Genomic DNA, 22,982 nt, shown 5'->3' on the forward strand with positions numbered 1-22,982 from the left:
GACGACGCTATTTTCCGGTTTGTCTGGCCACAATCCGCGACGGGGCCAGACAGTATCGCGTTGAGGACATAGCCTGGAACGCATGACCCTCGACACCGCCGTGCCGCCCGGCATCGGAGTGATCATCGTCGGGCACTTCCCCTTGGCGTCCGGAGAGTGGATCCCCGCGCACGAGCACACCCACCACCAGCTCGCGTGGACGCGCAGCGGGGTCCTCAGCGTCGCCGTCGGCGACGCCTACTGGGTGCTGCCGCCCACGCGGGCGCTGTGGCTGCCCGCAGGCGTCGTCCACCGCACCGGCGCGACCCGCGACGCCGTGCTGTGCAGCCTCTACTTCGACCCCCGGCGGTGCGACCTCGACTGGACGCGGCCCACGGCCGTCGGGGTCGACGGGCTGCTCGCCCAGCTCATCGGCTACCTGTCCCGCGACGACCTGGCCGACGCCCCCCGGCTGCGGGCCGAGGCGGTGGTCCTCGACCTGCTGCGTCCGCTGCCCGCGCTGCCGATCGACGTCCCGGCCCCCTCCGACGCGCGGGTGCGGGCCGTGGCCGAGGCCCTGCTGGCCGACCCGGCCGACCCGCGCGGGCTCGACGCGCACGCACGCGCCGTCGGGGTCAGCCGCCGCACGCTGACCCGGCTGTTCGTCCAGGACACGGGGGTGAGCTTCGAGCGCTGGCGCACCCACGTACGGCTGCGCGCGGCCCTGCCGCTGCTGGCCGAAGGCAGGCCGGTGTCACAGGCGGCGCACGCCGTGGGCTACGCGAACGCCAGCGCGTTCCTCGCGGCCTTCCGCCGTACGGTGGGCACCACCCCCGGCCGCTACCTCAGCGGGTGAAAGGTCCCGCCCATGCGTTACGTTGGCGTTCATGAACGCTCCCGCCCGCAGCCTCGACCAGCGCCTCCGCGACACCGTGGAACGCCTTGAGCGCGACATCGACGCCTGGTTCGCCACCGCGGACCCGGCCGGTCTGCCGTACCTGGTGCCGCTGTCGTTCCTGTGGGACGGCCGGGCGCTGCTGGTCTCCACGTCCCGCGCCACGCCGACGGGCCGGTTCCTGGAGGCCACCGGCAGGGTGCGGGTGGCGCTCGGGCACACCCGCGACGTCGTCCTGATCGAGGCCCGGGTGAGCGACGTGACGCCCACCGCCGACATCCCGGCCGAGGTCGGCGACGCGTTCGCCGCCAAGGCGGGCTTCGACCCGCGCGGTTCGCGGGGCTACGCCTACTACCGCATCGTCCCGATCCAGGTGCAGGCCTGGCGGGAGGTGAACGAGCTCGCCGGGCGCGACCTGATGACCGACGGCGAGTGGCGCAGCGCTCCCGCGCGGTGATCCGTACGGGCTGGTCTCTCCCATGACCCCGACGGCTGTTCACCGCAGCCGGATGAGTCCGCCACGCCGATCACGAACTGCTCGTCGAGGCCGCGATCAGCGGACCCGTCAGATCGGGCCTGGTCACGGCGGGCGACGTCGAGGAACCATCTCGGCGACGGGCGCGTCCGGAGCAGTAGGGGGTGGTCAGGCGAACTGCTGCCAGGCGAGTCGGGTCACCATCGCGGCCACCACGCACAGCAGGACCACGCGGACGAACGCGGTGCCGCGCTTGAGTGCCATCCGGGCGCCGAGCTGGGCTCCGGCGATGTTGCACACGGCCATGCCGAGTCCGAGGCCCCACAGCAGGTGGCCGTCGGCGCCGAAGACCACCAGCGCGCCGACGTTGGTTCCCACATTGATGATCTTGGAGGTGGCGGAGGCGTTGACGAAGTCGAGGCCGAGGATGGTGGTGAAGGCGATGATCAGGAAGGTGCCCGTACCTGGGCCCATGATGCCGTCGTAGAAGGCGATGCCGACCCCGGTGACGGCGATCGCGGTCAGCAGCCGCGCGCGGGTGCGCAGCCGCGGGTCGGGCGTACGGCCGAGGGCCGGACGCAGTGCCACGAACGCCGCCACCCCCAGCAGCACCGCCATCACCACCGGCCGCAGCACCTCGGCGGAGATCGCCGCCGCCGCCGACGCGCCCAGCCCGGCGCTCAGCACGGCCAGCGCCCCGGCGGGCAGTGCGACCTCCCGGTCCAGTTTGGTGCTGCGGGCGTACGTCACGGCGGCCGAGGTGGTGCCGAACACCGAGGACAGCTTGTTGGTGCCCATCGCCTCGACCGGCGAGATCCCGGCCACCATGAGCGCGGGCAACTGGACCAGCCCGCCGCCTCCGACGACGGCGTCCACCCACCCTGCGACGACGGCCGCCACCAGCACCGTCACGACCAGTTCCAGCGACACGCCACTCCCCCGGAAGGCACCCGATCCCGCCATGAGCGTATAGATCGACTCAAATCCGGTTCTCGCCGGGGTAAACAGAGAACGGCACCGCGCTACGGCGGCGAGCCTCGTCACGGGCCGCTGAGGCGCCCCGCAGGAAGAGCCCCAGACCCCTCAGCGGGCGACGAGCGAGCGCTTGCGCGAGGCGTAGATGTCGTCGATCAGCCCGTACGTCCGCGCCTGCTCGGCCGTGAAGACGCGGTCGCGCTCGATGTCCCGCCGGATGTCGAGCTGTGCCCGCCCCGTGTGCCGTGCCAGGATCTCCTCCTGTTGGTCGCGCATTCGCAGGATCTCGCGCGCCTGGATCTCCAGGTCGCTCGACTGCCCGCGCGCGCCCTCGGTGGCGGGCTGGTGGAGCAGGACCCGCGCGTGCGGCAGCGCCGCCCGCTTGCCCGGCGTCCCGGCCGCCAGCAGGACCGCCGCCGCCGAGGCCGCCTCCCCGATGCACACCGTGTGGATCTGCGGCCGCACGAACTGCATGGTGTCGTAGATGGCGGCCATCGCGGTGAAGGAGCCGCCGGGCGAGTTGATGTAGAGGTTGATGTCGAGATCGGGGTCGATCGACTCCAGCGTGAGCAACTGGGCCATGATGTCGTTGGCGGCGGTGTCGTCGATGGGGGTGCCGAGGAAGATCACCCGGTCCTCGAACAACTTGTTGTACGGCGTGAGCTCCTTCACCCCGTACGACGTGCGCTCGGTGAAGGACGGAAGGATGTAGCGGCCGCTCATGGTCAGCGCACTCCGTTCGCGATGTGGTCGACGATGCCGTACTCAAGGGCCTCCTGCGCGGTGAACCAGCGGTCGCGGTCGGAGTCCTCCTGGATGCGGGACAACGGCTGACCGGTGTGCTCGGCGATGATCTCGGCCAGCCGCCGCTTGGTGTAGAGGAGGTTGTCGGCCTGGATCTGGATGTCGCTGGCCGAGCCGCCGATGCCACCGAGCGGCTGGTGCATGACCACGCGGGCGTTGGGCATGGCGAAGCGCTTGCCCGGTGTTCCGGCCGCGAGCAGCACCTGCCCCATCGAGGCGGCGAAGCCCATCGCCACCGTCGCCACATCGCAGGGGACGAACCGCATCATGTCGTAAAGGGCCAGGCCCGCGGACACGGAACCACCCGGCGAATTGATGTAAAGCGTCACGTCGGCCGCGGGGTCCTCTGCCGCCAGCAAAAGCAACTCACCGGACAGCCGATTACAGATCTCGTCGTCGACCTCCTGGCCGAGAACGAGAATGCGCTCCTTCAGCAGACGCTGTCCGAGCTGCTCCGACCACTGCTTGAGCTCCGCCATCGGGATTCCTTCCGTTGCGTGCAATTTCCTCGAAGATAAGCCCGGTGGCGCTGAATTCCGATTCTTTTCGCTCACGGAAGATTTCACTGAAGGCGCATTCCGCCGGGCGCGAATTCAACTCGACATATAATCGCCGGCGTGAGAAAGCGTCTGGCCCGCCGGTGGGTGGGCCTCATCCTGGGCGGTGCCCTACTGATGCCGTACATGATGGCGGGCGTGCTCGTCCTGGGCTGGCTGGCCGGGCAGTCCGTCAACCTGCTGCTGCCACTGCAGCTCGGGGTGTTCGCGGCCGTGCTGCCCGTGGTGGCGCTCACCGGCCTGTTCCTGCCGGTGCGGGCGCTGGAGGTGAGCGTCGCCCAGGGACTGCTCGGCGTGCCCGTCGAGACGCCGCCGCGCGAGTCGCGGCGCAGTTGGCAGGAGCGGCGGCGCACCGCCGCCTGGTTCACCCTGCATCTGGGGCTCGGCGGTCTGGTGAGCGGCTGCACGCTGGCGATCGTGCCGTTCACAGCGGCATCGCTGGTGCTGCCCTGGCGCGACCCCATGGGGCCGTTCGGGGGGTCGCCGTCCTCGCTCGGCCTGCCCTGGCCGACGTGGACGCTCAGCGGGCTCGCCCTGCTGGTCGTCCTGGTGTTCCTGGTGGGCGGCGCGGGCGCGCTGCTCGCCCCCGCCGCGCCCGCGCTGCTCGGCCCCACCCCGGCCGAACGGCTGGCAGAGGCGGAGGACCGGGCGCGGACGCTGGCCGAACGCAACCGGCTGGCCCGCGAGCTCCACGACTCGGTCGGGCACGCGCTGAGCGTCGTCACCGTGCAGGCCGCCGCCGCCGGCCGGGTGCTCGAAAGCGACCCCGCCACCGCCAGGAACGCCCTGGCCGCGATCGAGCAGTCGGCCCGCTCGGCGCTGGAGGACCTCGACCACGTGCTCGGCGTCCTGCGGGAGGAGGCGGCGGGCCGCGGGCCGCAGGCCACGCTGGCCGACCTCGGCCGCCTGGTCGAAGCCTCCGGCGCGCGGGTCGAGGCCGAGGTCGGCGACCTGTCCTCGGTCCCCGCCCTGGTCTCCCGCGAGGCTTACCGGATCGCCCAGGAGGCCCTCACCAACGCGATCAGGCACGGCGACGGCCCCGTACGGATCACCGCTGCCGTCACCGGCCCCGACCTGACCCTGGAGGTCACCAACCGCCCGGCCCCCTCTGCGGCCCCCGACATGGCCGCCCCCGGCGGCGGCAGGGGCCTGACCGGGATGCGCGAGCGGGTCCGGCTGCTGCGGGGCGACTTCGCGGCCGGTTCCGACGGCGGCGGCGGGTGGCGGGTGTCCGTCCGGTTGCCGCTACGGTCGAGCCCATGACCATCAGGATCGTGATCGCCGACGACGAGGCCCTCATCAGGACGGGCCTGCGCGTCATCGTCGGGTCCGAACCCGGTCTGGCCGTGGTGGGCGAGGCCGCCGACGGCGCCGAGGTCCTGCCCGTCGTCCGGCGCGTGCGGCCCGACGTCGTCCTCATGGACGTGCGCATGCCCGTCCTCGACGGCATCGAGGCGACCAGGCGTCTGGTCGCCCTGGACGACCCGCCGAAGGTGCTGGTGGTGACCACGTTCGAGAACGACGACCACATCTACGACGCGCTGCGCGCGGGCGCCGCCGGCTTCCTGCTCAAGCGGACCAGGCCGGACGACCTCGTCAAGGCGATCCGGCTGGTGGCCGAGGGCGAGTCGCTGCTGTTCCCCGCCGCGATCCGGGCGCTGGCCGGGGCCCGGCCCGGCGCCCGGGCCGAGGTGCCGGGCATCGGCCGCCTGACCGGCCGGGAGGGCGAGGTGCTGCGGCTGATGGCGAGGGGGCTGTCCAACGCCGAGATCGCGGCCGAACTGGTCGTCAGCGGCGAGACGGTCAAGACCCACGTCGGCAACGTGCTGACCAAGCTCGGCGCCCGCGACCGCACCCAGGCGGTGATCGCCGCCTACGAGTCGGGGTTCGTGCCGGTCAACGGCTCGCCTTGAGGATGTCGGCGGCGGGCAGACCCGAGCTCTCCGTGGCCGTCATGCCGGTGGCGGCCAGGTGGGCGTCGACGAGCCGCAGGCCGACGGCGTACCCGGCCATGTCCGGGATGCCCTTCGGCTGCGCCGAACCGTTCCGCGGCGGCGTCGCCCAGCACGTACGCGGGCGTGTTCCACATGCCCTGCAGGTCGATGTCGGCCATGATCGCGGTGTAGGCGTTCTCCAGCGCCTCGCCGGTGACCATCGCCGACCACGGCCCCATCGCCTCCGGGCCGGACAGTTCGCGCACGAACGCCTCCGCGAGCCCCTCGGAGACCACGTGGTCGCCGACGGTGACGGTGGGCGGGTCCCAGCCGACCACGTGGTGGCGCAGCCGGTGGTGCAGCTCGTGGACGGCGCAGTGGGCGATGCGGCCGAGGTTCTCCGGCGTCGGCCAGGCCATGACGTACAGCCAGCCGGGCGTTCCGCCCATGCCGAGGTAGCCGCCGGAGACGTTCATCAGGTAGGCGTCGTCCGGGTTGCCCAGGACGAACATCACCTGGGTGCCGCCGGGACCGCCGAGGTGGGCGAGCCGGTCGGCGGCCCGGGTCAGCTCGTGCTCGATCCGGCCGAGGACGTCGGCGGACTCCAGCTCCGCCAGTGCCTCCTCGTAGCGCGGGTCGTCGGCGTCGACGCGGAAGCCGCCGCCGTCGTGGTGGGTGGCGATCACGTCGCCCGCCATCTGGGCGGGGATGTCGGACCACAGCGGCGCGAGCATCTCCCGCAGTGCGTCGGGCCGCTTCTCCAGCGGCCCGCGCAGCAGCCGGCCCATGACCGACAGGGTGTCGTGAACGATGAATTCCATGAGGCCGGACGCTAGACCCTCGCGTAACCGGAGACTCAACCCTCAGATCGGGTTGTCGTCCCCGGCGTCGTCGCCGGACGTGGGTCCGGGGGTGCTGCTCTGGCCGCTCCTGCTGGGCGACGGCGAGGGCGAGGGCGTCGGCTGCCTCGGCTCGGGCGAGGCGGGCGTCGGCGGCGGGGTCGGCACCTGCACGGTCGGCGGCAGCGGCTGCCGCAGTTGCTGGCCGTCCTGTCTGCCCGCCAGCAGCACCAGGGCGATCAGCAGCCCGGCCAGCACCAGTCCCACGAGGACGGCCAGCGCGAGCAGCACCCGCCGCGTGGTCTCGGTCAGCGGCCGGGCGGGCGGCGGCGGGCCGGGCAGTGCCGGGGCCCGGTCGCCCAGCCAGTAGGGCGCGAAGTCGGGGCCCTGCGCCTGCCCGATCAGCATCCCGCCGACCAGCACCGGCGTGAGGAACCGCTCGGCCCCCGGCCGTCCCGGCTGGTACGGCACCGCCACCCACGGCGCCCGCCCGGTGTCCATGGCCAGCACCTGCGGCACGCCTGAGGCCCGCCCCAGCAACCCGCGCACGCCGGCGGGCGCGGCCTGGCGGATGCCGTTGACGAACCGGTCGCGGGCGGCCGCGTCGAAGGCCGCCCCGCGCGTCAGGACGGCCAGCGACACCTCCTGCCCGTCGTGCGCGCGGCCGAGGTAGACGAACCCGGCGGGTGCGACGAGCAGGCGGGCCTGCACGGTGAACGGCCCCAGGTGGGGCGGATCGCCATGCTGCAGCGGACTGGGCACAACGACATGAAAGCACGAGGGGCACCTGCGTGCAGGTTCGCGGCGCGTTTGGTGGAATATCCCTCATGACCGTCGCCGAAGAGCTGCCCAGCGAGATCGACCCGGCCGTCCTGCGCAAGAGCCTCGACGAGGTCAGGCGGGTGATCGTCGGCCAGGAGCACATGGTGGAGCGGCTGGTGGTGGCGCTGCTCGCGCGCGGCCACTGCCTGCTCGAAGGGGTGCCGGGCGTGGCCAAGACGCTGGCCGCGGGCACCCTGGCCGCCGTGACCGGCGGCACGTTCGCCCGCATCCAGTTCACGCCGGACCTGGTGCCCAGCGACATCGTCGGCACCCGCGTCTTCCATCCGTCGAGCGAACGTTTCGACGTGGAGCTCGGCCCGGTCTTCGTGAACTTCCTGCTGGCCGACGAGATCAACCGGGCGCCCGCCAAGGTGCAGTCGGCGCTGCTGGAGGTCATGGCCGAGCGTCAGGTGACGCTCGCGGGCGTCACCCACCCGCTGCCCCGGCCGTTCATCGTGCTGGCCACCCAGAACCCGATCGAGTCCGAGGGCGTCTATCCGCTGCCCGAGGTGCAGCGCGACCGGTTCCTGTTCCGGGTGCGGGTCCCGCATCCGAGCGCGCACGAGGAGCTTGAGATCCTGCACCGGATGAGCGTCACGCCGCCCGTCGCGGAGCGGGTGCTGGACCCCGGCACGCTGGCCGGGCTCCAGGACGCCGCCGAGCGGGTCTCCGTGCACCAACTCGTCGCCGACTACGTCGTCCGGCTGGTGATGGCCACCCGCTCCCCCGCCGAGTACGGCCTGCCGGACCTGGCCGACACGATCGAGATCGGCGTCAGCCCGCGCGCCACCCTCGGCCTGGTGGCCGCCGGGCGGGCGCTGGCGCTGCTGCGCGGGCGCGACTATCTGCTGCCCGACGACGTGCGCGACGTGGCCGTGGACGTGATGGGCCACCGGCTGATGCTCACCTTCGACGCGCTGGCCGACGGCGTCGACCCGGAGGAGATCGTGAGGCAGATCCTGCACGCCGTACCGCCGCCGCTGGTCGTCTGGAACCAGAACCGATGAGCCTGCGCAGCGGCGAGCACGCGCTGCGCCGCCTGGAGCTCACCGTCACCCGCCGGCTGGACGGCCTGCTGCACGGCGCCCACCGGGGGCTGCTGCCCGGTCCGGGCAGCGAGGCCGGAGACAGCCGCGTGTACGTGCCCGGCGAGGACGACGTGCGCCGCATGGACTGGGCCGTCACCGCCCGCACCTCCGTCCCGCACGTGCGGGACCTGGTCGCCGACCGCGAGCTGGAGACCTGGGCGCTGGCCGACCTGTCGCCCAGCATGGACTTCGGCACCGCGGACACCGACAAGCGCGACCTGGTCGTCGCCGCGATCGGCGCGATCGGCTTCCTCGCGGGCCGCCTGGGCGACCGGTTCGGCGCGCTGGTGCTGCACGACGAGTACATCCACCGGCTGCCCGCGCGCACCGGCAGACCCGCCCTGTACGGCCTGCTGAACGCCCTGCTGGAGGCCCCGCGCGGCCGGGTCGTGCCGGACGCCCCCGACCTGGCGGAGGCCGTCGACGTGCTGGCCGCCACCCGGCGGCGGCGCGGCCTGCGCCTGGTCGTCTCCGACTTCCTCGACACCCGCCCCACCCTGGACCCGCAGGCCGAACGCGAGTGGGAGCGACCGCTGCGCCGCCTGGCGGCCCGGCACGAGGTGCTGGCGGTCGAGGTGATCGACCCCCGCGAGCTCGACCTGCCCGACGTCGGACGGGTGGCGCTTGCCGACCCCGAGACCGGGAAGGTACGCGAGGTGCACCTTTCACCCCGGATCCGCCACGCGTACGCGCAGGCGGCGGCGCTGCAGCGGGAGGGCACCCGAGCCGCCCTGCGCCGCGCCGGTGCGGCGCACCTGGTGCTGCGCACCGATCGCGACTGGGTCTTCGACGTGGCCCAGTTCGTGCTGCGCCGCAGGCGGATGGCGCACCTGTCGCACCGGAGGGCGGGCTCTTGACCTTCCTGTCGCCGGGCTGGCTGTGGCTGTTCGCCCTGCTGGCCGCCCTGGCCGCCGCCTACGCCGCGGCGCAGTTCGCCCGCCGCCGCTACACCGTGCGCTTCACCAACCTGGCCCTCCTCGATCTGGTCGCGCCGAAGGGGCCGGGCTGGCGGCGGCATCTGGCGCCGCTGCTGTTCCTGCTCATGATGGGGTTGCTGGTGGTCGGCGCCGCACGGCCCGCCGACCAGGTGCGGGTGCCGCGCGAGCGGGCCACCGTCATCGTCGCGCTGGACGTGTCGCTGTCGATGGAGGCGGGCGACGTCGGTCCCAACCGGATCACCGCCGCCAAGAGCGCCGCCCAGGCGTTCGCCCGTGACCTGCCCGAGCGTTTCAACCTGGGGGTGGTCGCCTTCGCCCGCTCGGCGGGCGTGGTCATCTCGCCCACCACCGACCACCAGGCGGTCGTGACCGCGATCGGCAGCCTGACCACCAAGCCGGGCACGGCGATCGGCGAGGCGGTCTTCAACGCGCTGGACTCCATCCGCTCCTTCGACCAGCAGGCCGCCAACGACCCGCCGCCGGCCGCGATCGTCCTGCTGTCGGACGGCGACAACACCTCGGGCCGCTCGGTGCAGGAGGCGGTCGAGGCGGCCACCTCGGCCCGCGTCCCGGTCTCGACGATCGCGTACGGCACGCAGGAGGGCACCGTGACCATCGACGGCCGCGAGGTGAACGTGCCCGTGAACAAGCAGACGCTGCAGTCGCTGTCGGAGGGGACCGGCGGGCGGGCCTACGCGGCGGAGTCCGGCACCGAGTTGCGCGAGGTCTACGAGCAGATCGGCACCTCGCTGGGTTACAAGCTGTCCACCCAGGAGGTCACGCACTGGTTCGTGGTGGCGGCGGTGCTGGTCGGGGCGCTGGTCGCGGGGGCGTCGGTCTGGCTGGGTGCGCGGATCCCGTAACGTTTCACCACGTGGGGCACTACTTCTCCGAGCGGCCGGACGCAGGGCACCGGCCGGGTTCCGTCACGCTGGTCCTGCCCGACCTGCACCTGCGGCTCGAAACCGACAGCGGGGTGTTCTCCCCCGAGCGCGTCGACCTTGGCACGCGGGTCCTGCTGGAGACGGTGCCGCCGCCGCCGGCGCGGGGCGATCTGCTCGACCTGGGCTGCGGCTACGGTCCGATCGCGCTGACGATGGCGTCGCGGGCGCCGGAGGCGAGGGTGTGGGCGGTGGACGTGAACCGGCGCTCGGTGGAGCTGACCGGACGCAACGCCCAGACCGCCGGCCTGCCGGGGGTGCGGGCGGTCCACGTGGACGAGGTGCCGGACGAGGTGCGCTTCGCCGCGATCTGGTCCAACCCGGCCATCCGCATCGGCAAGCCCGCGCTGCACGCGATGCTCACCCGCTGGCTGTCGCGGCTGACCTCCGACGGCGCCGCCCACCTGGTCGTCCAGCGGCATCTCGGCTCAGACTCCCTCCAGCGCTGGCTCGGCGAGCAGGGCTGGCAGGCCACCCGGGTGGCCTCGCGGGCCGCCTACCGCATCCTGAAGGTGACACGATGAGAAGGCAACTACGGCCCACCGACGTCAAGCGGCTCAACCGCACCTGGCGGCGCGGCACCGAGCATCGGATCGCGCTGATCCTGGAGTCGGTGACCGGCCCCTTCAACGTCGGGTCGATCTTCCGCAGCGCCGCCGCGTTCGGCGTCGACACGATCTGGCTGGCGGGCAACGCCACCCCGCCCACCAACCCCAAGGCGGGCAAGACCGCGCTCGGCACCGAGCGGCTGGTCACCTGGCACGACGCGGTGCCCGCGCTCGACGCGGTCAAGGCGGCCCGCGACGAGGGCTACGCCGTACTCGCGATCGAGCTCACGCAGGACGCGCGGCCGATCTTCCGCGCCGACCTCGACCGCGACGTGTGCCTGGTCCTCGGCAGCGAGGACCACGGCTGCTCCCCCGCGCTGCTGGAGGCCGCCGACGGCGCCTGCTACATCCCGCAGGTCGGCCGGGTGGGCTCGTTCAACGTGGCCGTGGCCGCCGCCATGGCCCTGTCGGAGACGCGCCGCCAGGAATGGGCGGCGCTACCCGATTCGTGACCTTCAGGCGCATCCACCGTCCCGCTTCGGAAAGGCATACTCAGAGCCGTGCTCAGCCGTCGTTTCGCGTTCCTCGACCACCCGCTTCCGCTGGCCTTCGCCCATCGGGGCGGCGCGGCGGAGGGTGAGGAGAACACCGCCGCCGCCTTCGGCCGGGCCGTGGAACTCGGCTACGACTACCTGGAGACCGACGTCCACGCGACCTCCGACGGCGTGCTGCTGGCCTTCCACGACCACACTCTCGACCGGGTGACCGACCGTCGGGGGCGGGTGGCCGAGCAGCCCTACCGCGTCGTACGGCAGGCCCGCATCGGCGGCGTCCACGAGATCCCGCTGATGGAGGACCTTCTCGGCGACTTCCCCCGGGCCCGCTTCAACATCGACGTCAAAGAGGCGGGGGCGATCGGGCCGCTGGCCGAGGCGGTCCGCCGTACCGCCGCCCACGACCGCGTCTGCCTGACGTCCTTCTCCGACGAACGCCTCCAGCGGGCCAGGGCGGCGATGGGGCGTGAGGTCTGCTCCTCGCTCGGCCCGCGCGGCGTGGCGGCGCTGCGCGCGGCGGCCGCCACCTCCGGGTACGGGCGACTGCTGGCCGGTCTCGCCCGCTCGGGCGTGCCGTGCGCGCAGGTGCCCATCGGCTTTCGCGGGCTGCGGGTGACGACCCGGGCGCTGGTGCGCACCGCGCACGCGATCGGCATGCAGGTGCACGTGTGGACGGTCAACGACGCCGACCGCATGCAGCGCCTGCTCGACCTCGGCGTCGACGGCATCATGACCGACAACATCTCGGGCCTGCGCGAGGTCCTCGACCGGCGCGGCCTCTGGCATCCCGGCTCTATGGCCGCCTAGGAGCAGCATGACCGTCCCCACACCCCCCGCGGTCTTCGACGACTCCCCCGCCGCCCGCAAGCGCGAGCAGTGGGGCTGGTACTTCTACGACTGGGCGAACTCCGCCTTCCCCACGACCGTGCTGACGGTCTTCCTCGGGCCGTACCTCATCGACATCGCCGAACGCGCGGCGGGCACGGCGCCGTTCGTCGACGTGCTCGGCTTCGACGTGCGGCCGGGGGCGTACTTCTCCTTCGTCGTCGGCATCGCGGCGGTGCTGCAGATCGTCTTCATGCCGATCGCCGGGGCCCTCGCCGACCACACCGGGCGCAAGAAGGAGCTGCTGGGCTTCTTCGCGATGGCGGGCGCGCTCGCCACCGTGTGCTTCTGGTTCGTCGGCGACGGCCGCTACCTGCTGGGCGGCGGGCTCTTCCTGGTGGCGAACGTGAGCTTCGCATGCGCGTTCGTCATCTACAACTCGTTCCTGCCGGACATCGCCGAACCCGGCGAGCGCGACCGGGTCTCCGGCATGGGCTGGGGGTTCGGGTACCTCGGCGGCGGCCTGCTGCTGGCGGTGCACCTGGGGCTGTTCCTGGGCGCCGACTCGCTGGGCCTGGACCAGGGGACGGCGGTGCGGATCGCGCTGAGCTCGGCGGGACTGTGGTGGGGCGGGTTCACGATCATCCCCCTGCTGCGGCTGCGCAACCGGCGGACGCGGCCGCCTCGGGCCCAGTCGGCGGGTCAGGCGGTCGGCGGGTCGTTCCGGCAGCTCGGCAAGACGATCGCGGGGCTGTTCTCCTACCCGCTCACGCTGGCCTTCCTGGTCGGCTACCTGTTGTACAACGACGGCGTGCAGACGGTCATCTCGTTCTCCGCGACCTTCGCCGACAAGGAGCTCAAGCTCGGGCAGACCGTGCAGATCAGTGCGATCCTCATGGTGCAGTTCGTGGCGTTCGGCGGCGCGCTGCTGCTGAGTCACCTGGCCTCGCGGGTGGGGGCCAAGAAGGTGGTGCTCGGGGCGCTGGTCGCCTGGACGGTCGTGGTCGCGATCGCCTACTTCCTGCCCGCCGGTTCCGCCGTGGCGTTCTACGCGCTCGGTTTCGCCATCGCGATCGTCATGGGCGGCACGCAGGCGCTGTCGCGTTCGCTGTTCTCTCACGTGATCCCGAAGGGCAAGGAGGCGGAGTACTACAGCCTCTACGAGATCAGCGACAAGGGTTCGACGTTCCTGGGCTCGTTCACGCTGGGGATGGCGATCCAGATGTCGGGCAGCTACCGGCTCGGCATCATCTCGCTGATCGCCTTCTTCGTGCTCGGCGGCGCGGTCCTCGCGGCGGTCAACCTGCCCAAGGCGATCAGGGCGGCGGGCAACGAGGTGCCGGAGCGTCTCTAGCGCACTCCGGTGCGACCCCCGGGCGTCGCCCGGGGGTTTTCTCATGTCCGGCCACTTGCGGCCACGGGCTGTCAGCTTGCTGCCGCATGGACCCGTCGGGGCGGTTCCCGGCCGATACTGACCGCTTGTCAGGGTGAATCCGCATTGACATCGCCGCTCTCACGAGAGAGCATTGCTCTCGATTCAGAGCGACAGATCTATCGGAGAGCACATGTCCCCCCGTCTCACCTCCGCGACGTTCGCGGCCACCGGCGTCCTGTTCCTGCTTTACCCTCTGCTCCGGCCCTCCGGCGACGACGCGGCCGCCCTCGCCTCCACGGGCTGGGTGCTCGGCCACGTGGCCGCCATGTTGGGGTTCGTCCTGCTCGGCGTCGGGATGTTCGGCCTGCACGGGCTGCTGGGCGGGGGCGCCGCCGTACTCACCTGGGTGGGCGCGGGGCTGACGCTGCCGTACTACGGCGCCGAGACGTTCGCGCTCAACGTGGTGGCCCGTGAGGGCGCCGCCCTCACGGCGGTGGCCCAGGAGTTCAGGCTGGACCCGGTGGCGGCGACCATGTTCGCGCTCGGGCTGCTGCTGCTCGCGGCGGGCACGGTGACGGCGGCGCTGGCGATCAAGCGGTCCGGGCTGCTGTCGGCGTGGAGCGGGATGCCGCTGGCGGCGGGGTTCGCGCTCTTCCTGCCGCAGTTCTTCGCGCCGGTGTACGCGCTGCGTATCGCACACGGCGTGCTGATCGCCGCAGGGGCGCTGTGGCTGGCCGTCGAGGTGTGGCGTTCGCGTGCCGCGTGAATTTCCCGACCACTCCTGAAGGAGAGGGCGATTGGATCACCCTCCGGGTGGGAATCCCATCACGGTATCAAGCGTTAGACACCGTGGGAGACAGTCCCCCCACTTTCGGGGGCCCTGTAGGAGGCATTAAGACATGGGCGAGCGCGCGCTTCGTGGCACCCGGCTCGGGGCAACCAGCTACGAGAATGACCGTAACACGGATCTGGCCCCGCGCCAGGAGGTGTCCTACACCTGTCCCAAGGGACATCGGTTCGAGGTTCCGCTTGCCGCTGAGGCCGAGATTCCCGCGACCTGGGAGTGCCGCAACTGCGGGGCGACGGCGGTGAGGCTGGACGGCGAGCAGCCGGAGTCGAAGAAGTCCAAGCCGCCGCGGACACATTGGGACATGCTCCTGGAGCGGCGGTCCATCGAAGATCTGGAAGAGGTGCTCAACGAGAGGCTGGCGGTCCTTCGGGCACAACGCCGTAAGAGCGCCTGACAACGAGTCCACGGTGACGACCCCCGGGCCGATGGGTCCGGGGGTCTCTCGTTCTCTCTCGCGTTTCGTCCGCTTCCGAGAGAGACCCGGTCGCGGCGAAACCCCCGGTCGCAGGGGAAACCCCCCGCCTCCCCATTACGGCGAAGCCCTCCGGCCGCCACCCGCCGCCGCCCGCCGGCGGCCTCCAGGGTGACGCTCCTGCCCGTTACCCCACCCCGCCGCGACGCCGCCCGGTCGCCCGGTCCACGTCGGCCGCCGAGGCGCCTCAGCGGGTGTGGCGGCGGACTGAGCGCAGGACCTCGCGCAGGGCGTCGGCCGCCTGGCGGACGGCAGGTTCCGGGACACCGTCCAGCACCTCGCGATTGGATCGCACGGCGGCCTCCAGGGCCACCGTGGCGACCTTCAGGCCCTCCGGCGTGAGCCGTACCCACCTGCTGCGCCCGTCGCCGTCGTCCGCCGACCGCTCGACGTAGCCGGCCGCGCCGAGCCGTTGGAGCACGTTGCTGGTGCCGCCCGAGGTGAGCATCAGCGACCGGGCCAGTTCGCTGGGCTTCATCCGGTACTCCGGCCCGGTGCGGGAGAGCGCGGCCAGCACGTCGAACTCGGCGTACGTCAGCCCGAACTCGGCCAGTTCGGCCTTCAACGCCCGCTCGAACAGCATCCCGATGCGCGTCAGCCGCTTGCTGAGCTCCAGCCCGGCGATGAGGGAGGACGCCATGCCGGAGGACCTCCAGCGGGCCGCAAGCGCGTCTACCTCGTCGTGTTCCACCCGATCGAGGATACCTCCGACGAGTTTGCTTTCCCAAAAGCTTTCTGGATAGTCTTCGGCGCATGCGAATCCTGATCAAGAACGGCACCGTCATCGACACCTCCCCGTCGGTGACCGTCAGCGAGCGCACGGACGTGCTCATCGACGGGGAGCGCATCGAGGCCGTCGGCCCCAGGCTGTCGTCGGACGACTGCGCCGAGGTCGTCGACGCCACCGGGATGCTCGTCCTGCCCGGCTTCGTCGACAGCCACCGGCACACCTGGCAGGCCTCCTACCGCGCGATCGTCGCCGACGACGACCTTGAGACGTACTTCCGCGTCGTGCTCGGCGAACTCGCCCCGGCCGTCACGCCCGAGGCGGCGCGCGCGGCCAACCTGGCCGGAGCCCGTGAGTGCCTCGACTCCGGGGTGACGACGCTGCTCGACTGGACCCACCTGACGCGGACGCCCGAGCACACCGACGCCCTCGTGGAGGCCCTTCAGGCGTCCGGGATCCGGGCGGTGCTCGGCTACTGCCCGACCCCGGAGGACACCGACGCCCGCCGCGCCCGCGACGCCCACGTGGGCGGGCTGCTCACCATGGCGATCGCGGCCCTCGGGCCGGAGATCGTGGGAGAGGAGCAGGCGCTCGCGGAATGGCGGCTGGCCCGCGAACTCGACCTGCCCGTGAGCGTCCACCTGGGCATCACCAGCGCGGAGCGGACCCGGAGCACCATGGAGTTCCTGCAGGCCAACGGGCTGTTCGACCGCCCGATCACGCACATCCACGCCATCCACTACTCCGACGACGACTTCAAGCGGGTCGCCGACACCGGAGGCAGCGTGTCGGTCTCCCCGGCGGGCGAGCAGATCCTGGGCATGGGCCACCCGCCCACCGGGCGGGCGGCGGCCGCGGGAGCCCCGGTGTCGTTCAGCGCCGACACGGTGACCTGCGGCCCCGGGGACATGTTCAGCCTGATGCGCGCGGCGTACGCGCTGGAGCGGGGCCGGGGGAACGGCGCCTTCACCACCCGTGACGTGCTGCGCATGGCCACCATCGACGGCGCGCGGACGGTCGGGCTCGGCGACGTCACCGGCTCGCTGACGCCGGGCAAGCAGGCCGACCTGATCCTGCTGCGTACGGACACGCCGGGGATGTCCGGTCTGCAGGACCCGGTCGGCGGCGTCGTCCTCAACGCCGACACCAGCACGGTCGACACCGTCCTGGTGGCCGGACGCTTCCGCAAGCGCGAGGGGCGACTCCTGTGAGATCCGGCCGCTGCCGTGACGCGGGGGCACGGCAGCGGCCGAAACCGTGACGCCGAGGCGATTGGACCTCTCAGATCGCCCGGCATTGGACCTGGAAACCAGGCCATTGTGGCGGCAGAGTGCCGATCAGGGGTACGGCCCCGTCAGTGTCGTGTCGCATGGTTTTCGCCGGTCGCGGTGTGCACGCCGCTTCCCTGCGAGACCATGTGACCACACCGGCCGGGTCGTTCTCCGATGCCAGCCTCCCCCTGCAACGGAACGGAACATGCACTTCCAGCACTCGGACGAGATCTGGTCCGACTTCCCAGAACTGGTCGCCGGTGTGCTCGTCGCCACCGGGATCACCGCCGACGCGGCCGTCGAGCCCCGGCTCGAACCGTTCAACGAACGGGCCGCCGCGCGGCTCACGGCCGGGACGGAGGCCGACCTGCCCGAGATCCAGGCGTGGCGGCGGACCTTCGCCCGGATGGGGCTCAAGCCCACACGATACCGGTGCGCCTCGGAGTCGCTGCTGCGGCGTTTCCGCAAGGAGGGCGCGCTGCCCAGCATCCACCCGCTGGTCGATCTCTGCAACGCGGTGTCGCTGGCCTTCGCGATCCCGGTGGCCGCGCTGGACCTCGCCGGGGTCTCCGGCAGTCTCCAGGTCGGGTACGCCACCGGCGACGAGACGTACCTGACGCTGTCCGGCGAACCGGAGCACCCGGAGGCCGGAGAGGTGATCTTCGCCGACGCCGCCGGGCACGCGCACGCCCGGCGGTGGTCGAACCGGCAGAGCGGGCGCTCGGCCGTCCGGGAGACGACCCGTGACGTCCTGATCGTCGCCGAGGGCATGCACGCGTCGGCCGCCGAGGACGTCGCGGGCCTGACCGCCGCGCTCGCGGCCGCGATCGGGGAGGTCTGGGCCACCCCGGTGCGGACGGCGGCGCTCACCCGTACCGAGCCGCGTTTCGAGATCGCCCTCCGGACGGGAGCCGGGTGAGCTTCACGTCGCGCCCAGCGGCGGGGTCCAGGTGAAGGCCGCGCCCGCCGCGCCGATCAGCAGCGCGTCGGGCAGGACCGAGGCGACGGTGTCGCGGGCCAGCGCGGCCACCGGGTTGCGGGTCTGCATGATGTGCCCGAGCCGCCCCGAGGCGCGCGCCATGCGCTCGGTCCGAGGACGCCGGAGGGTGTCGTAGAGGCGTAGCCCCGCGTCGATCCCGGCGGGAGCGTTCTCAAGGGCGGCGGCGAGGGTCACCGCGTCCTCGATCGCCAGGCAGGCGCCCTGGCCGATGTCGGGTGTGACGGCGTGGGCCGCGTCGCCCAGCAGGACCACGCGGCCGTGGACGAAGCTCGGCAGCCGCTCGTGCAGGTAGTGGACGTCGTGGCGCAGCAGCGTCTCCTCCGGTGTGGCCGTCATGATCGCGGGGATGGGCGCGTGCCAGCGGGCGAACCGGTCGGCGAGCAGTCCGAGGTCGTGTGCGAGCGGGCTGCCTTCGGGGACGCTCTCGCAGGCGAACCAGTAGAGCCGGCCGCCGTCGATCATGCCCATGCCGAACCGGGCGCCCCTGCCCCACGTCTCCGACAGCACCGGCCGCAGGCCCAGCCGCGCGACCCGCTCGGCGGGCAGGGTGCCCCGCCAGACGGTGTACCCGGCGTACGTCGGGCCCGGGTAGGCGGGCAGCAGCGCCGTGCGGAGCGCGCTCCTGACCCCGTCCGCGGCCACCACCAGGTCGGCGGCCACGGCGACCTCGCCCTGCGGCCCCTGGAAGGTGACCGTGGCTGCGTCGGGACCGAGCGCGACCCCGGTGGCGCGGTGGCCGGTGTGCAGCGAGGCGGCGTCGAGTCCGTCCATGAGGATCCGGTGCAGTCCGGCGCGGTGGACGGCGTAGAAGGGGGTGCCGTAACGGCGCTCGAAGCGGGAGGCGGGGATGCCGGCCACCCGTCCGCCGCCGCGTAGCCGGATCTCCAGGGCCTGCTGGCGTTGCCCGTGTTCGCGCAGTGCCGTACCGAGCCCCAGATGATCCAGGGCCTTGACGGCGTTGGGCGCGACGCCCACGCCCGCGCCGACCGGCGCGACCGCGGCGGCCTGCTCATAGACCGCCACGTTCCAGCCGGTACGCCGCAGGGCCTGGGCCGCTGTCAGACCCCCGATCCCCGCGCCCACGATGACCGCTGTCCTCATTGCTGTGACCTCCGTTTTCAAGCGATCGTTTGAAACTATCGTTTGAAACGAGTGTTATAGCATGATTGTTCCGTCCAGGCAGCAGAAAGGTGACCGAGGTGGAACAGGAGAAGGCGTCCACGCGGGAGCGGCTCATCGCCTCGGCCGTCCGGCTGTTCGGCGAGAAGGGGATCGCCGCCACCTCGATGCGGGCGCTGACCGAGGCGGCGGAGGCCAACATCGCCTCGGTCAACTACCACTTCGGGTCCAAGGAGGGCCTGCTGCGCGCCGTCATCGACCAGACCATGCGCGCGGTCAACGACGAACGCCGCCGCCGCCTCGACGACCTGGAGTCGGCGGCCGGGCCGCCTTCGGTGGCCGAGCTGGTGCGCGCCTTCGTCGAACCGGCAGCGGACCTGACGGCGCACGACGGCCCGGACGGGTCCGACACCGCCAGGTTCATCGGACGGCTCATCGGCGAGCCCGATCCGAGGGTCAGGGAGATCTTCGCCGAGCAGGTCGGGCCGGTGGAGGGGCGCTATCTGGCCGCGCTGGGGCGCGCGCTGCCCGCTCTGGGAGACGAGCGCGTCCGCTTCGCCTTCACCTGCATGGTCGGGCTGCTCGGCCTGCACCAGACCGGGGCGTTCAGGACGGTCGACTGGCGGCCGCGAGACACGCCGCCCGCCCGCAGGCCGCATCCGGTCGAACGGGAGGAACTGGTCGCGTTCATCACCGGAGGGATGCTGGCGAACCTTCCGTGAGCACGCTCAGGCGCGCTCCTCACGGATGACCTCGCCGTGGACGACCTTGCCGTTGTGGGCACTGTTCTGGGCGCTGTTCTGGGCGCTGTTCTGGACACCGTCGTGCCGCTGCGGCTCGCCGGGGAAGGGCACGCCGAGGTTCGCGTACGGGGAGGCGGCGGCCATCGCCTTGACGCGGCGGGTGAAGAACCACGAGCCGAGCCTGCGCATGACCGGGCGGGTGAACGGCAGGATGCACAGGAACCCGAACACGTCGGTGATGAAGCCGGGGGTCAGCAGGAGGGCGCCGCCGACGAGGATGAGACCGCCGTCGGCGAGTTCGCGATCGGGCATGCGTCCGGACTGGAGCGCGTCCTGCAGGCTCCGCCAGGCGCGGCGGCCCTCGCGGCGCATCAGCCAGGCGCCCAGCAGGCTGCCGACGATCAGCAGCGCCACGGTGCTCCAGCCGCCGATGACCGAGCCGATCTGGATCAGCAGCCAGATCTCCAGCACGGGCACGATCAGAAAGCCCAGAAAGAGCGCAAGGCGCAGCATCTTTTCCTCATTCGCGCGGCAGACCCGGTACAGACGGTACAACGCGCGATCGCCCGCATCCGTTCCGCCCCGCCGCGCCGTACCCGCCGTGAACGTCCCTTCAGGACCGTCCGTCACGGCCCGCCACACCCACCGCCACCCGCCACCGCGCCCCGACACGCTCCTCCCCGCACCCCGCCCTCTTGACCGATAATCCGGTGGATACCGCCGACCCGTCCCGGATACCTTGACCCCAGCCCCACACGAACTCGACGAGCGGACACCGAAGGACAGCGCACGATGCGTCGTCCTCGGCGGGATCCCGGAGGCCGTGCGGCGAGTGGCGGGTGGGGCGGCGGCGTGACTTGGGAGGTCAGTGGCGGCGGAAGCGGCCGGGGAGGCCGGTCACGCCCCACAGGCTCACCCGCCACAGCGCCTCGGTGAACACCTTGCCGCTCATCTTGCTGGTGCCGTGCACCCGTTCGACGAACGTGATCGGCACCTCCACCACCCGCAGGCCGTTGCCGACCGTGCGGCGCGTGAGGTCCACCTGGAAGCAGTAGCCCTGCGAGTTCACCTCGGCCAGCCCGATCTTCTCCAGGGTCGCCGCGCGGTAGGCCCGAAAGCCCGCCGTCGCGTCGCGCACCCCGAGGCCCAGCATGACCCGCGTGTAGATGTTGGCCCCGCGCGACAGGAACTCCCGGCGCGCAGGCCAGTTGACGACCTTGCCGCCCGGCACCCAGCGGGAGCCGATCGCGAGGTCGGCCCCCTCGCCGACCGCCTCCAGCAGCTTGGGAAGCTCCTCCGGCCGGTGGGAGCCGTCGGCGTCGATCTCGACGAGCACGTCGAACCCCTCGGCCAGTCCCCACCGGAACCCCGCGATGTAGGCCGACCCGAGCCCCTCCTTCCCGGGCCGGTGCAGCACGTGCACGTGGTCGTCGGCGGCGGCCAGGTCGTCGGCGACCGCGCCGGTGCCGTCGGGGCTGTTGTCGTCGGCCACCAGCACATGGGCCTCGGGGACGGCGGCGCGCAGGCGCTCGACGATCAGCGGGAGGTTCTCACGCTCGTTGTAGGTGGGCACGATGACGAGTACCCGGCCAAGCGTCTCCATGGTCAGTCCGTTACCTCATCCGTCGTCCGGCGCCTGCCGCGCCACAGTGCGATGCCGACCGCCGCCGCGCCCGCCAGCATGAGCGCCCATTCCGGAGCCGCCCCCACCGTCGTGGCGAGCGTGGTCGCGGTGCGCACGGGCACGGTGGCCACCGTCATGTCGGCGACCTGCTCGCGAGTCTGCCAGGAGACCCTACCCTCCGGCGTGACGTATGCGGAGATTCCCGTGGTCGCGGCGGTCACCACGGCCCGGTTGTGCTCGACGGCGCGCAGCTTGGACATCGCCAGTTGCTGCGCGGGCAGGTCCGTCATCGCCCAGGTGGCGTTGTTGGTCTGCACGACGAGCGGGGTGCCCCCGGCACGGACGGTCTCGCGGACGGTCTCGTCGAAGGCGACCTCGTAGCAGTTGACGGCGCCGATGGTCACCGGCCCCATCCGCAGGTCGCCGGGTTTGTCGCCGGGGACGGACTGCCGCCCGACCAGCCGGGCCCGCTCGAACAGCGCGAGGAAGACGTCCTTGAACGGCGTGTACTCCCCGAACGGCACGAGTTGCTGCTTGTCGTAATAGGCGCCGGGGCCGGTGACCGGGTCCCACACGAGGCTGCGGGTGGCGCGGTGCTCGTCGCCGATGGAGACGACGGCGCCGACGAGCGTGGGGACGCCGACGTCCTTGACGGACTCGTCGATGACCGAGCGGGCGAACTCGTTGCGGTAGGGGTCGATGTCGGTGGAGTTCTCCGGCAGGACGACCAGGTCGGGCTTGGGCAGCCTGCCCTCGCGGACGGCGGCGGCCAGGAGCTTGGTCTGGTTGGCGTGGTTGCGCAGGACGATGGCGGGCTCGTCGCCGAAGGCGTAGATGCCCCGGCCGGGGACGTTGCCCTGGACGATGCCGACGTTGACCGTGCGGCCCTCGTCGCCCGGTTCGGGCACGGCGAAGCCGGCCAGCGGGACCAGCAGGGCGAGCACGAGCGGCGCCGCCTTGGCGGTCCGGCCGGGGGCCGCCAGGGGCGCGCGCAGGCGGTCGCGGGTGAGCCTGTCGCGCAGCGCGGGCAGCAGGCGCAGGGCGGCGCAGGCGAGCAGGGTGCCGCACAGGACGGTCGCGAAGCTCACCAGGGGCGCGCCGCCGAGCGCGGCGAGCGGGGTGAACGGCGACTCGCCCTGGCTGAAGGCGACGCGCGCCCAGGGGAAGCCGAGGGAGGGCAGGTTGCCGCGCCCCCACTCCATGGCCACCCACAGGGCGGCGGTCCACAGCGGCCACCAGGGCAGGCGCAGGGCGAGAGAGGCGAAGGCGGCCCAGGCGGCGTAGAAGAGCGCCTCGACGCCGACGAGGGCGAGCCAGCCGTCGTAGCCGATGGGCTGCACCCAGGCGAGGGTCGGCAGGAGGAAGCCGAGGGCTGCGACGTAGCCGATCCAGAAGGCGCGGCGGGGACGGGCGCCGTACACCGAAAGCAGGATCAGGGCGCCGCCGGCGGGGGCGAACCACCACCAGTCGAGCGGCGGGAAGGCCAGGAACAGCGCGACGCCGCCGAGGACGGCGGCGGGCAGCCGGACGAGGAGCGGGGACCGGCTCGCCGCGGCCCGGGGCGGCCGGGCGGGCGCGGCCGGCACGGGGCCCGTAATCTCCTGCACCACGCCGCGGTCTCCTCGTT

Annotated in this window: 26 protein-coding genes and 1 pseudogene; 16 read left to right on the plus strand and 11 right to left on the minus strand. The window is 72.4% G+C overall.

What is annotated here, in order from left to right:
* Positions 1-82 precede the first annotated feature (82 nt).
* Both ABD120_RS08145 and ABD120_RS08150 read left to right on the plus strand, forming a co-directional pair.
* Complete coding sequence (locus ABD120_RS08145) at positions 83-835, plus strand: helix-turn-helix domain-containing protein (RefSeq protein WP_343949110.1); 753 nt, start codon at positions 83-85, stop codon at positions 833-835.
* Between the two features lie 31 nt (positions 836-866).
* A complete protein-coding gene (locus ABD120_RS08150; protein ID WP_343949111.1) occupies positions 867-1,331 on the plus strand; it encodes a pyridoxamine 5'-phosphate oxidase family protein in 465 nt (154 codons plus the stop codon).
* Positions 1,332-1,517: 186 nt separating this feature from the next.
* Here ABD120_RS08150 and ABD120_RS08155 read toward each other — a convergent pair whose 3' ends face one another.
* From ABD120_RS08155 to ABD120_RS08165, 3 genes are all read right to left on the minus strand, one after another.
* Positions 1,518-2,279 carry a sulfite exporter TauE/SafE family protein gene (locus tag ABD120_RS08155; RefSeq protein ID WP_343949112.1) on the minus strand — a complete coding sequence of 254 codons (762 nt, stop codon included), beginning with the start codon at positions 2,277-2,279 and terminating at the stop codon, positions 1,518-1,520.
* A 153-nt stretch (positions 2,280-2,432) separates the two neighbouring features.
* Complete coding sequence (locus ABD120_RS08160) at positions 2,433-3,047, minus strand: ATP-dependent Clp protease proteolytic subunit (protein WP_343949113.1); 615 nt, start codon at positions 3,045-3,047, stop codon at positions 2,433-2,435.
* Between the two features lie 2 nt (positions 3,048-3,049).
* Positions 3,050-3,607 carry a ClpP family protease gene (locus ABD120_RS08165; RefSeq protein WP_343949114.1) on the minus strand — a complete coding sequence of 186 codons (558 nt, stop codon included), beginning with the start codon at positions 3,605-3,607 and terminating at the stop codon, positions 3,050-3,052.
* Between the two features lie 138 nt (positions 3,608-3,745).
* On the opposite strand from ABD120_RS08165, the gene ABD120_RS08170 reads away from it, so the two are divergent.
* A complete protein-coding gene (locus ABD120_RS08170; RefSeq protein ID WP_343949115.1) occupies positions 3,746-4,948 on the plus strand; it encodes a sensor histidine kinase in 1,203 nt (400 codons plus the stop codon).
* Entirely contained in the window at positions 4,945-5,598 is a 654-nt protein-coding gene (locus ABD120_RS08175) for a response regulator (protein ID WP_343949116.1), read from the plus strand. Before ABD120_RS08170 ends, ABD120_RS08175 begins: the two co-directional genes overlap by 4 nt.
* Here ABD120_RS08175 and ABD120_RS39745 read toward each other — a convergent pair.
* The 3 genes and pseudogenes from ABD120_RS39745 to ABD120_RS08185 all read right to left on the minus strand — a co-directional run bounded on the left by ABD120_RS39745 (position 5,582) and on the right by ABD120_RS08185 (position 7,220).
* Entirely contained in the window at positions 5,582-5,698 is a 117-nt protein-coding gene (locus ABD120_RS39745; protein ID WP_425563948.1) for a hypothetical protein, read from the minus strand. The two genes, ABD120_RS08175 and ABD120_RS39745, sit on opposite strands and share 17 nt — an antisense overlap.
* A 91-nt stretch (positions 5,699-5,789) precedes the next feature.
* Positions 5,790-6,440: pseudogene (locus ABD120_RS08180) on the minus strand (DUF2268 domain-containing putative Zn-dependent protease); the annotation flags it as partial.
* A gap of 42 nt (positions 6,441-6,482) precedes the next feature.
* Positions 6,483-7,220, minus strand: coding sequence for a hypothetical protein (locus tag ABD120_RS08185; protein ID WP_343949118.1), 738 nt, complete (start codon positions 7,218-7,220; stop codon positions 6,483-6,485).
* A 65-nt stretch (positions 7,221-7,285) separates the two neighbouring features.
* Here ABD120_RS08185 and ABD120_RS08190 point away from each other — a divergent pair, with 65 nt between their 5' ends.
* From ABD120_RS08190 to ABD120_RS08230, 9 genes are all read left to right on the plus strand, one after another.
* Entirely contained in the window at positions 7,286-8,287 is a 1,002-nt protein-coding gene (locus tag ABD120_RS08190; RefSeq protein ID WP_343949119.1) for an AAA family ATPase, read from the plus strand.
* Positions 8,284-9,225, plus strand: coding sequence for a DUF58 domain-containing protein (locus tag ABD120_RS08195; RefSeq protein WP_343949120.1), 942 nt, complete (start codon positions 8,284-8,286; stop codon positions 9,223-9,225). The genes ABD120_RS08190 and ABD120_RS08195 overlap by 4 nt, the downstream gene beginning before the upstream one ends.
* A complete protein-coding gene (locus ABD120_RS08200; RefSeq protein ID WP_343949121.1) occupies positions 9,222-10,169 on the plus strand; it encodes a VWA domain-containing protein in 948 nt (315 codons plus the stop codon). Before ABD120_RS08195 ends, ABD120_RS08200 begins: the two co-directional genes overlap by 4 nt.
* A gap of 11 nt (positions 10,170-10,180) precedes the next feature.
* Positions 10,181-10,771 (plus strand): class I SAM-dependent methyltransferase, encoded by a 591-nt coding sequence (locus tag ABD120_RS08205; RefSeq protein WP_343949122.1) that lies wholly within the window; start codon positions 10,181-10,183, stop codon positions 10,769-10,771.
* Entirely contained in the window at positions 10,768-11,307 is a 540-nt protein-coding gene (locus ABD120_RS08210; protein ID WP_343949123.1) for a TrmH family RNA methyltransferase, read from the plus strand. The genes ABD120_RS08205 and ABD120_RS08210 overlap by 4 nt, the downstream gene beginning before the upstream one ends.
* Before the next feature lie 48 nt (positions 11,308-11,355).
* The gene (locus ABD120_RS08215) at positions 11,356-12,156 is read left to right on the plus strand and encodes a glycerophosphodiester phosphodiesterase family protein (RefSeq protein ID WP_343949124.1); all 801 of its coding nucleotides are present in this window, start codon (positions 11,356-11,358) and stop codon (positions 12,154-12,156) included.
* A 7-nt stretch (positions 12,157-12,163) separates the two neighbouring features.
* Positions 12,164-13,528, plus strand: a complete 1,365-nt coding sequence (locus tag ABD120_RS08220) for an MFS transporter (RefSeq protein WP_343949125.1) — start codon at positions 12,164-12,166, stop codon at positions 13,526-13,528.
* 211 nt (positions 13,529-13,739) lie between these two features.
* Entirely contained in the window at positions 13,740-14,315 is a 576-nt protein-coding gene (locus tag ABD120_RS08225) for a hypothetical protein (protein WP_343949126.1), read from the plus strand.
* A 133-nt stretch (positions 14,316-14,448) separates the two neighbouring features.
* Positions 14,449-14,793, plus strand: a complete 345-nt coding sequence (locus ABD120_RS08230; protein ID WP_343949127.1) for an RNA polymerase-binding protein RbpA — start codon at positions 14,449-14,451, stop codon at positions 14,791-14,793.
* A gap of 265 nt (positions 14,794-15,058) precedes the next feature.
* Here ABD120_RS08230 and ABD120_RS08235 read toward each other — a convergent pair whose 3' ends face one another.
* Positions 15,059-15,562, minus strand: a complete 504-nt coding sequence (locus ABD120_RS08235) for a MarR family winged helix-turn-helix transcriptional regulator (RefSeq protein WP_343949128.1) — start codon at positions 15,560-15,562, stop codon at positions 15,059-15,061.
* 62 nt (positions 15,563-15,624) lie between these two features.
* On the opposite strand from ABD120_RS08235, the gene ABD120_RS08240 reads away from it, so the two are divergent.
* Complete coding sequence (locus ABD120_RS08240; RefSeq protein WP_343949129.1) at positions 15,625-16,809, plus strand: amidohydrolase family protein; 1,185 nt, start codon at positions 15,625-15,627, stop codon at positions 16,807-16,809.
* 265 nt (positions 16,810-17,074) lie between these two features.
* On the plus strand, positions 17,075-17,788 hold the full coding sequence (locus ABD120_RS08245; RefSeq protein ID WP_343949130.1) for a B3/B4 domain-containing protein: 714 nt from the start codon (positions 17,075-17,077) through the stop codon (positions 17,786-17,788).
* Positions 17,789-17,791: 3 nt separating this feature from the next.
* On the opposite strand, the gene ABD120_RS08250 is transcribed toward ABD120_RS08245, so the two are convergent.
* Positions 17,792-18,970 (minus strand): FAD-dependent monooxygenase, encoded by a 1,179-nt coding sequence (locus ABD120_RS08250; RefSeq protein ID WP_343949131.1) that lies wholly within the window; start codon positions 18,968-18,970, stop codon positions 17,792-17,794.
* Positions 18,971-19,068: 98 nt separating this feature from the next.
* Between ABD120_RS08250 and ABD120_RS08255 the strand changes: the two genes are divergently transcribed.
* A complete protein-coding gene (locus tag ABD120_RS08255; protein WP_343949132.1) occupies positions 19,069-19,710 on the plus strand; it encodes a TetR/AcrR family transcriptional regulator in 642 nt (213 codons plus the stop codon).
* A gap of 6 nt (positions 19,711-19,716) precedes the next feature.
* Here ABD120_RS08255 and ABD120_RS08260 read toward each other — a convergent pair whose 3' ends face one another.
* From ABD120_RS08260 to lnt, 3 genes are all read right to left on the minus strand, one after another.
* Positions 19,717-20,244, minus strand: coding sequence for an FxsA family protein (locus ABD120_RS08260; RefSeq protein WP_343949133.1), 528 nt, complete (start codon positions 20,242-20,244; stop codon positions 19,717-19,719).
* Positions 20,245-20,596: 352 nt separating this feature from the next.
* On the minus strand, positions 20,597-21,334 hold the full coding sequence (locus ABD120_RS08265; protein ID WP_343949134.1) for a polyprenol monophosphomannose synthase: 738 nt from the start codon (positions 21,332-21,334) through the stop codon (positions 20,597-20,599).
* 2 nt (positions 21,335-21,336) lie between these two features.
* Entirely contained in the window at positions 21,337-22,965 is a 1,629-nt protein-coding gene (gene lnt / locus ABD120_RS08270; protein ID WP_343949135.1) for an apolipoprotein N-acyltransferase, read from the minus strand.
* Positions 22,966-22,982: the final 17 nt, after the last annotated feature.

The sequence above is a fragment of the Nonomuraea longicatena genome, from assembly GCF_039525605.1.
Lineage (GTDB): Bacteria > Actinomycetota > Actinomycetes > Streptosporangiales > Streptosporangiaceae > Nonomuraea > Nonomuraea longicatena.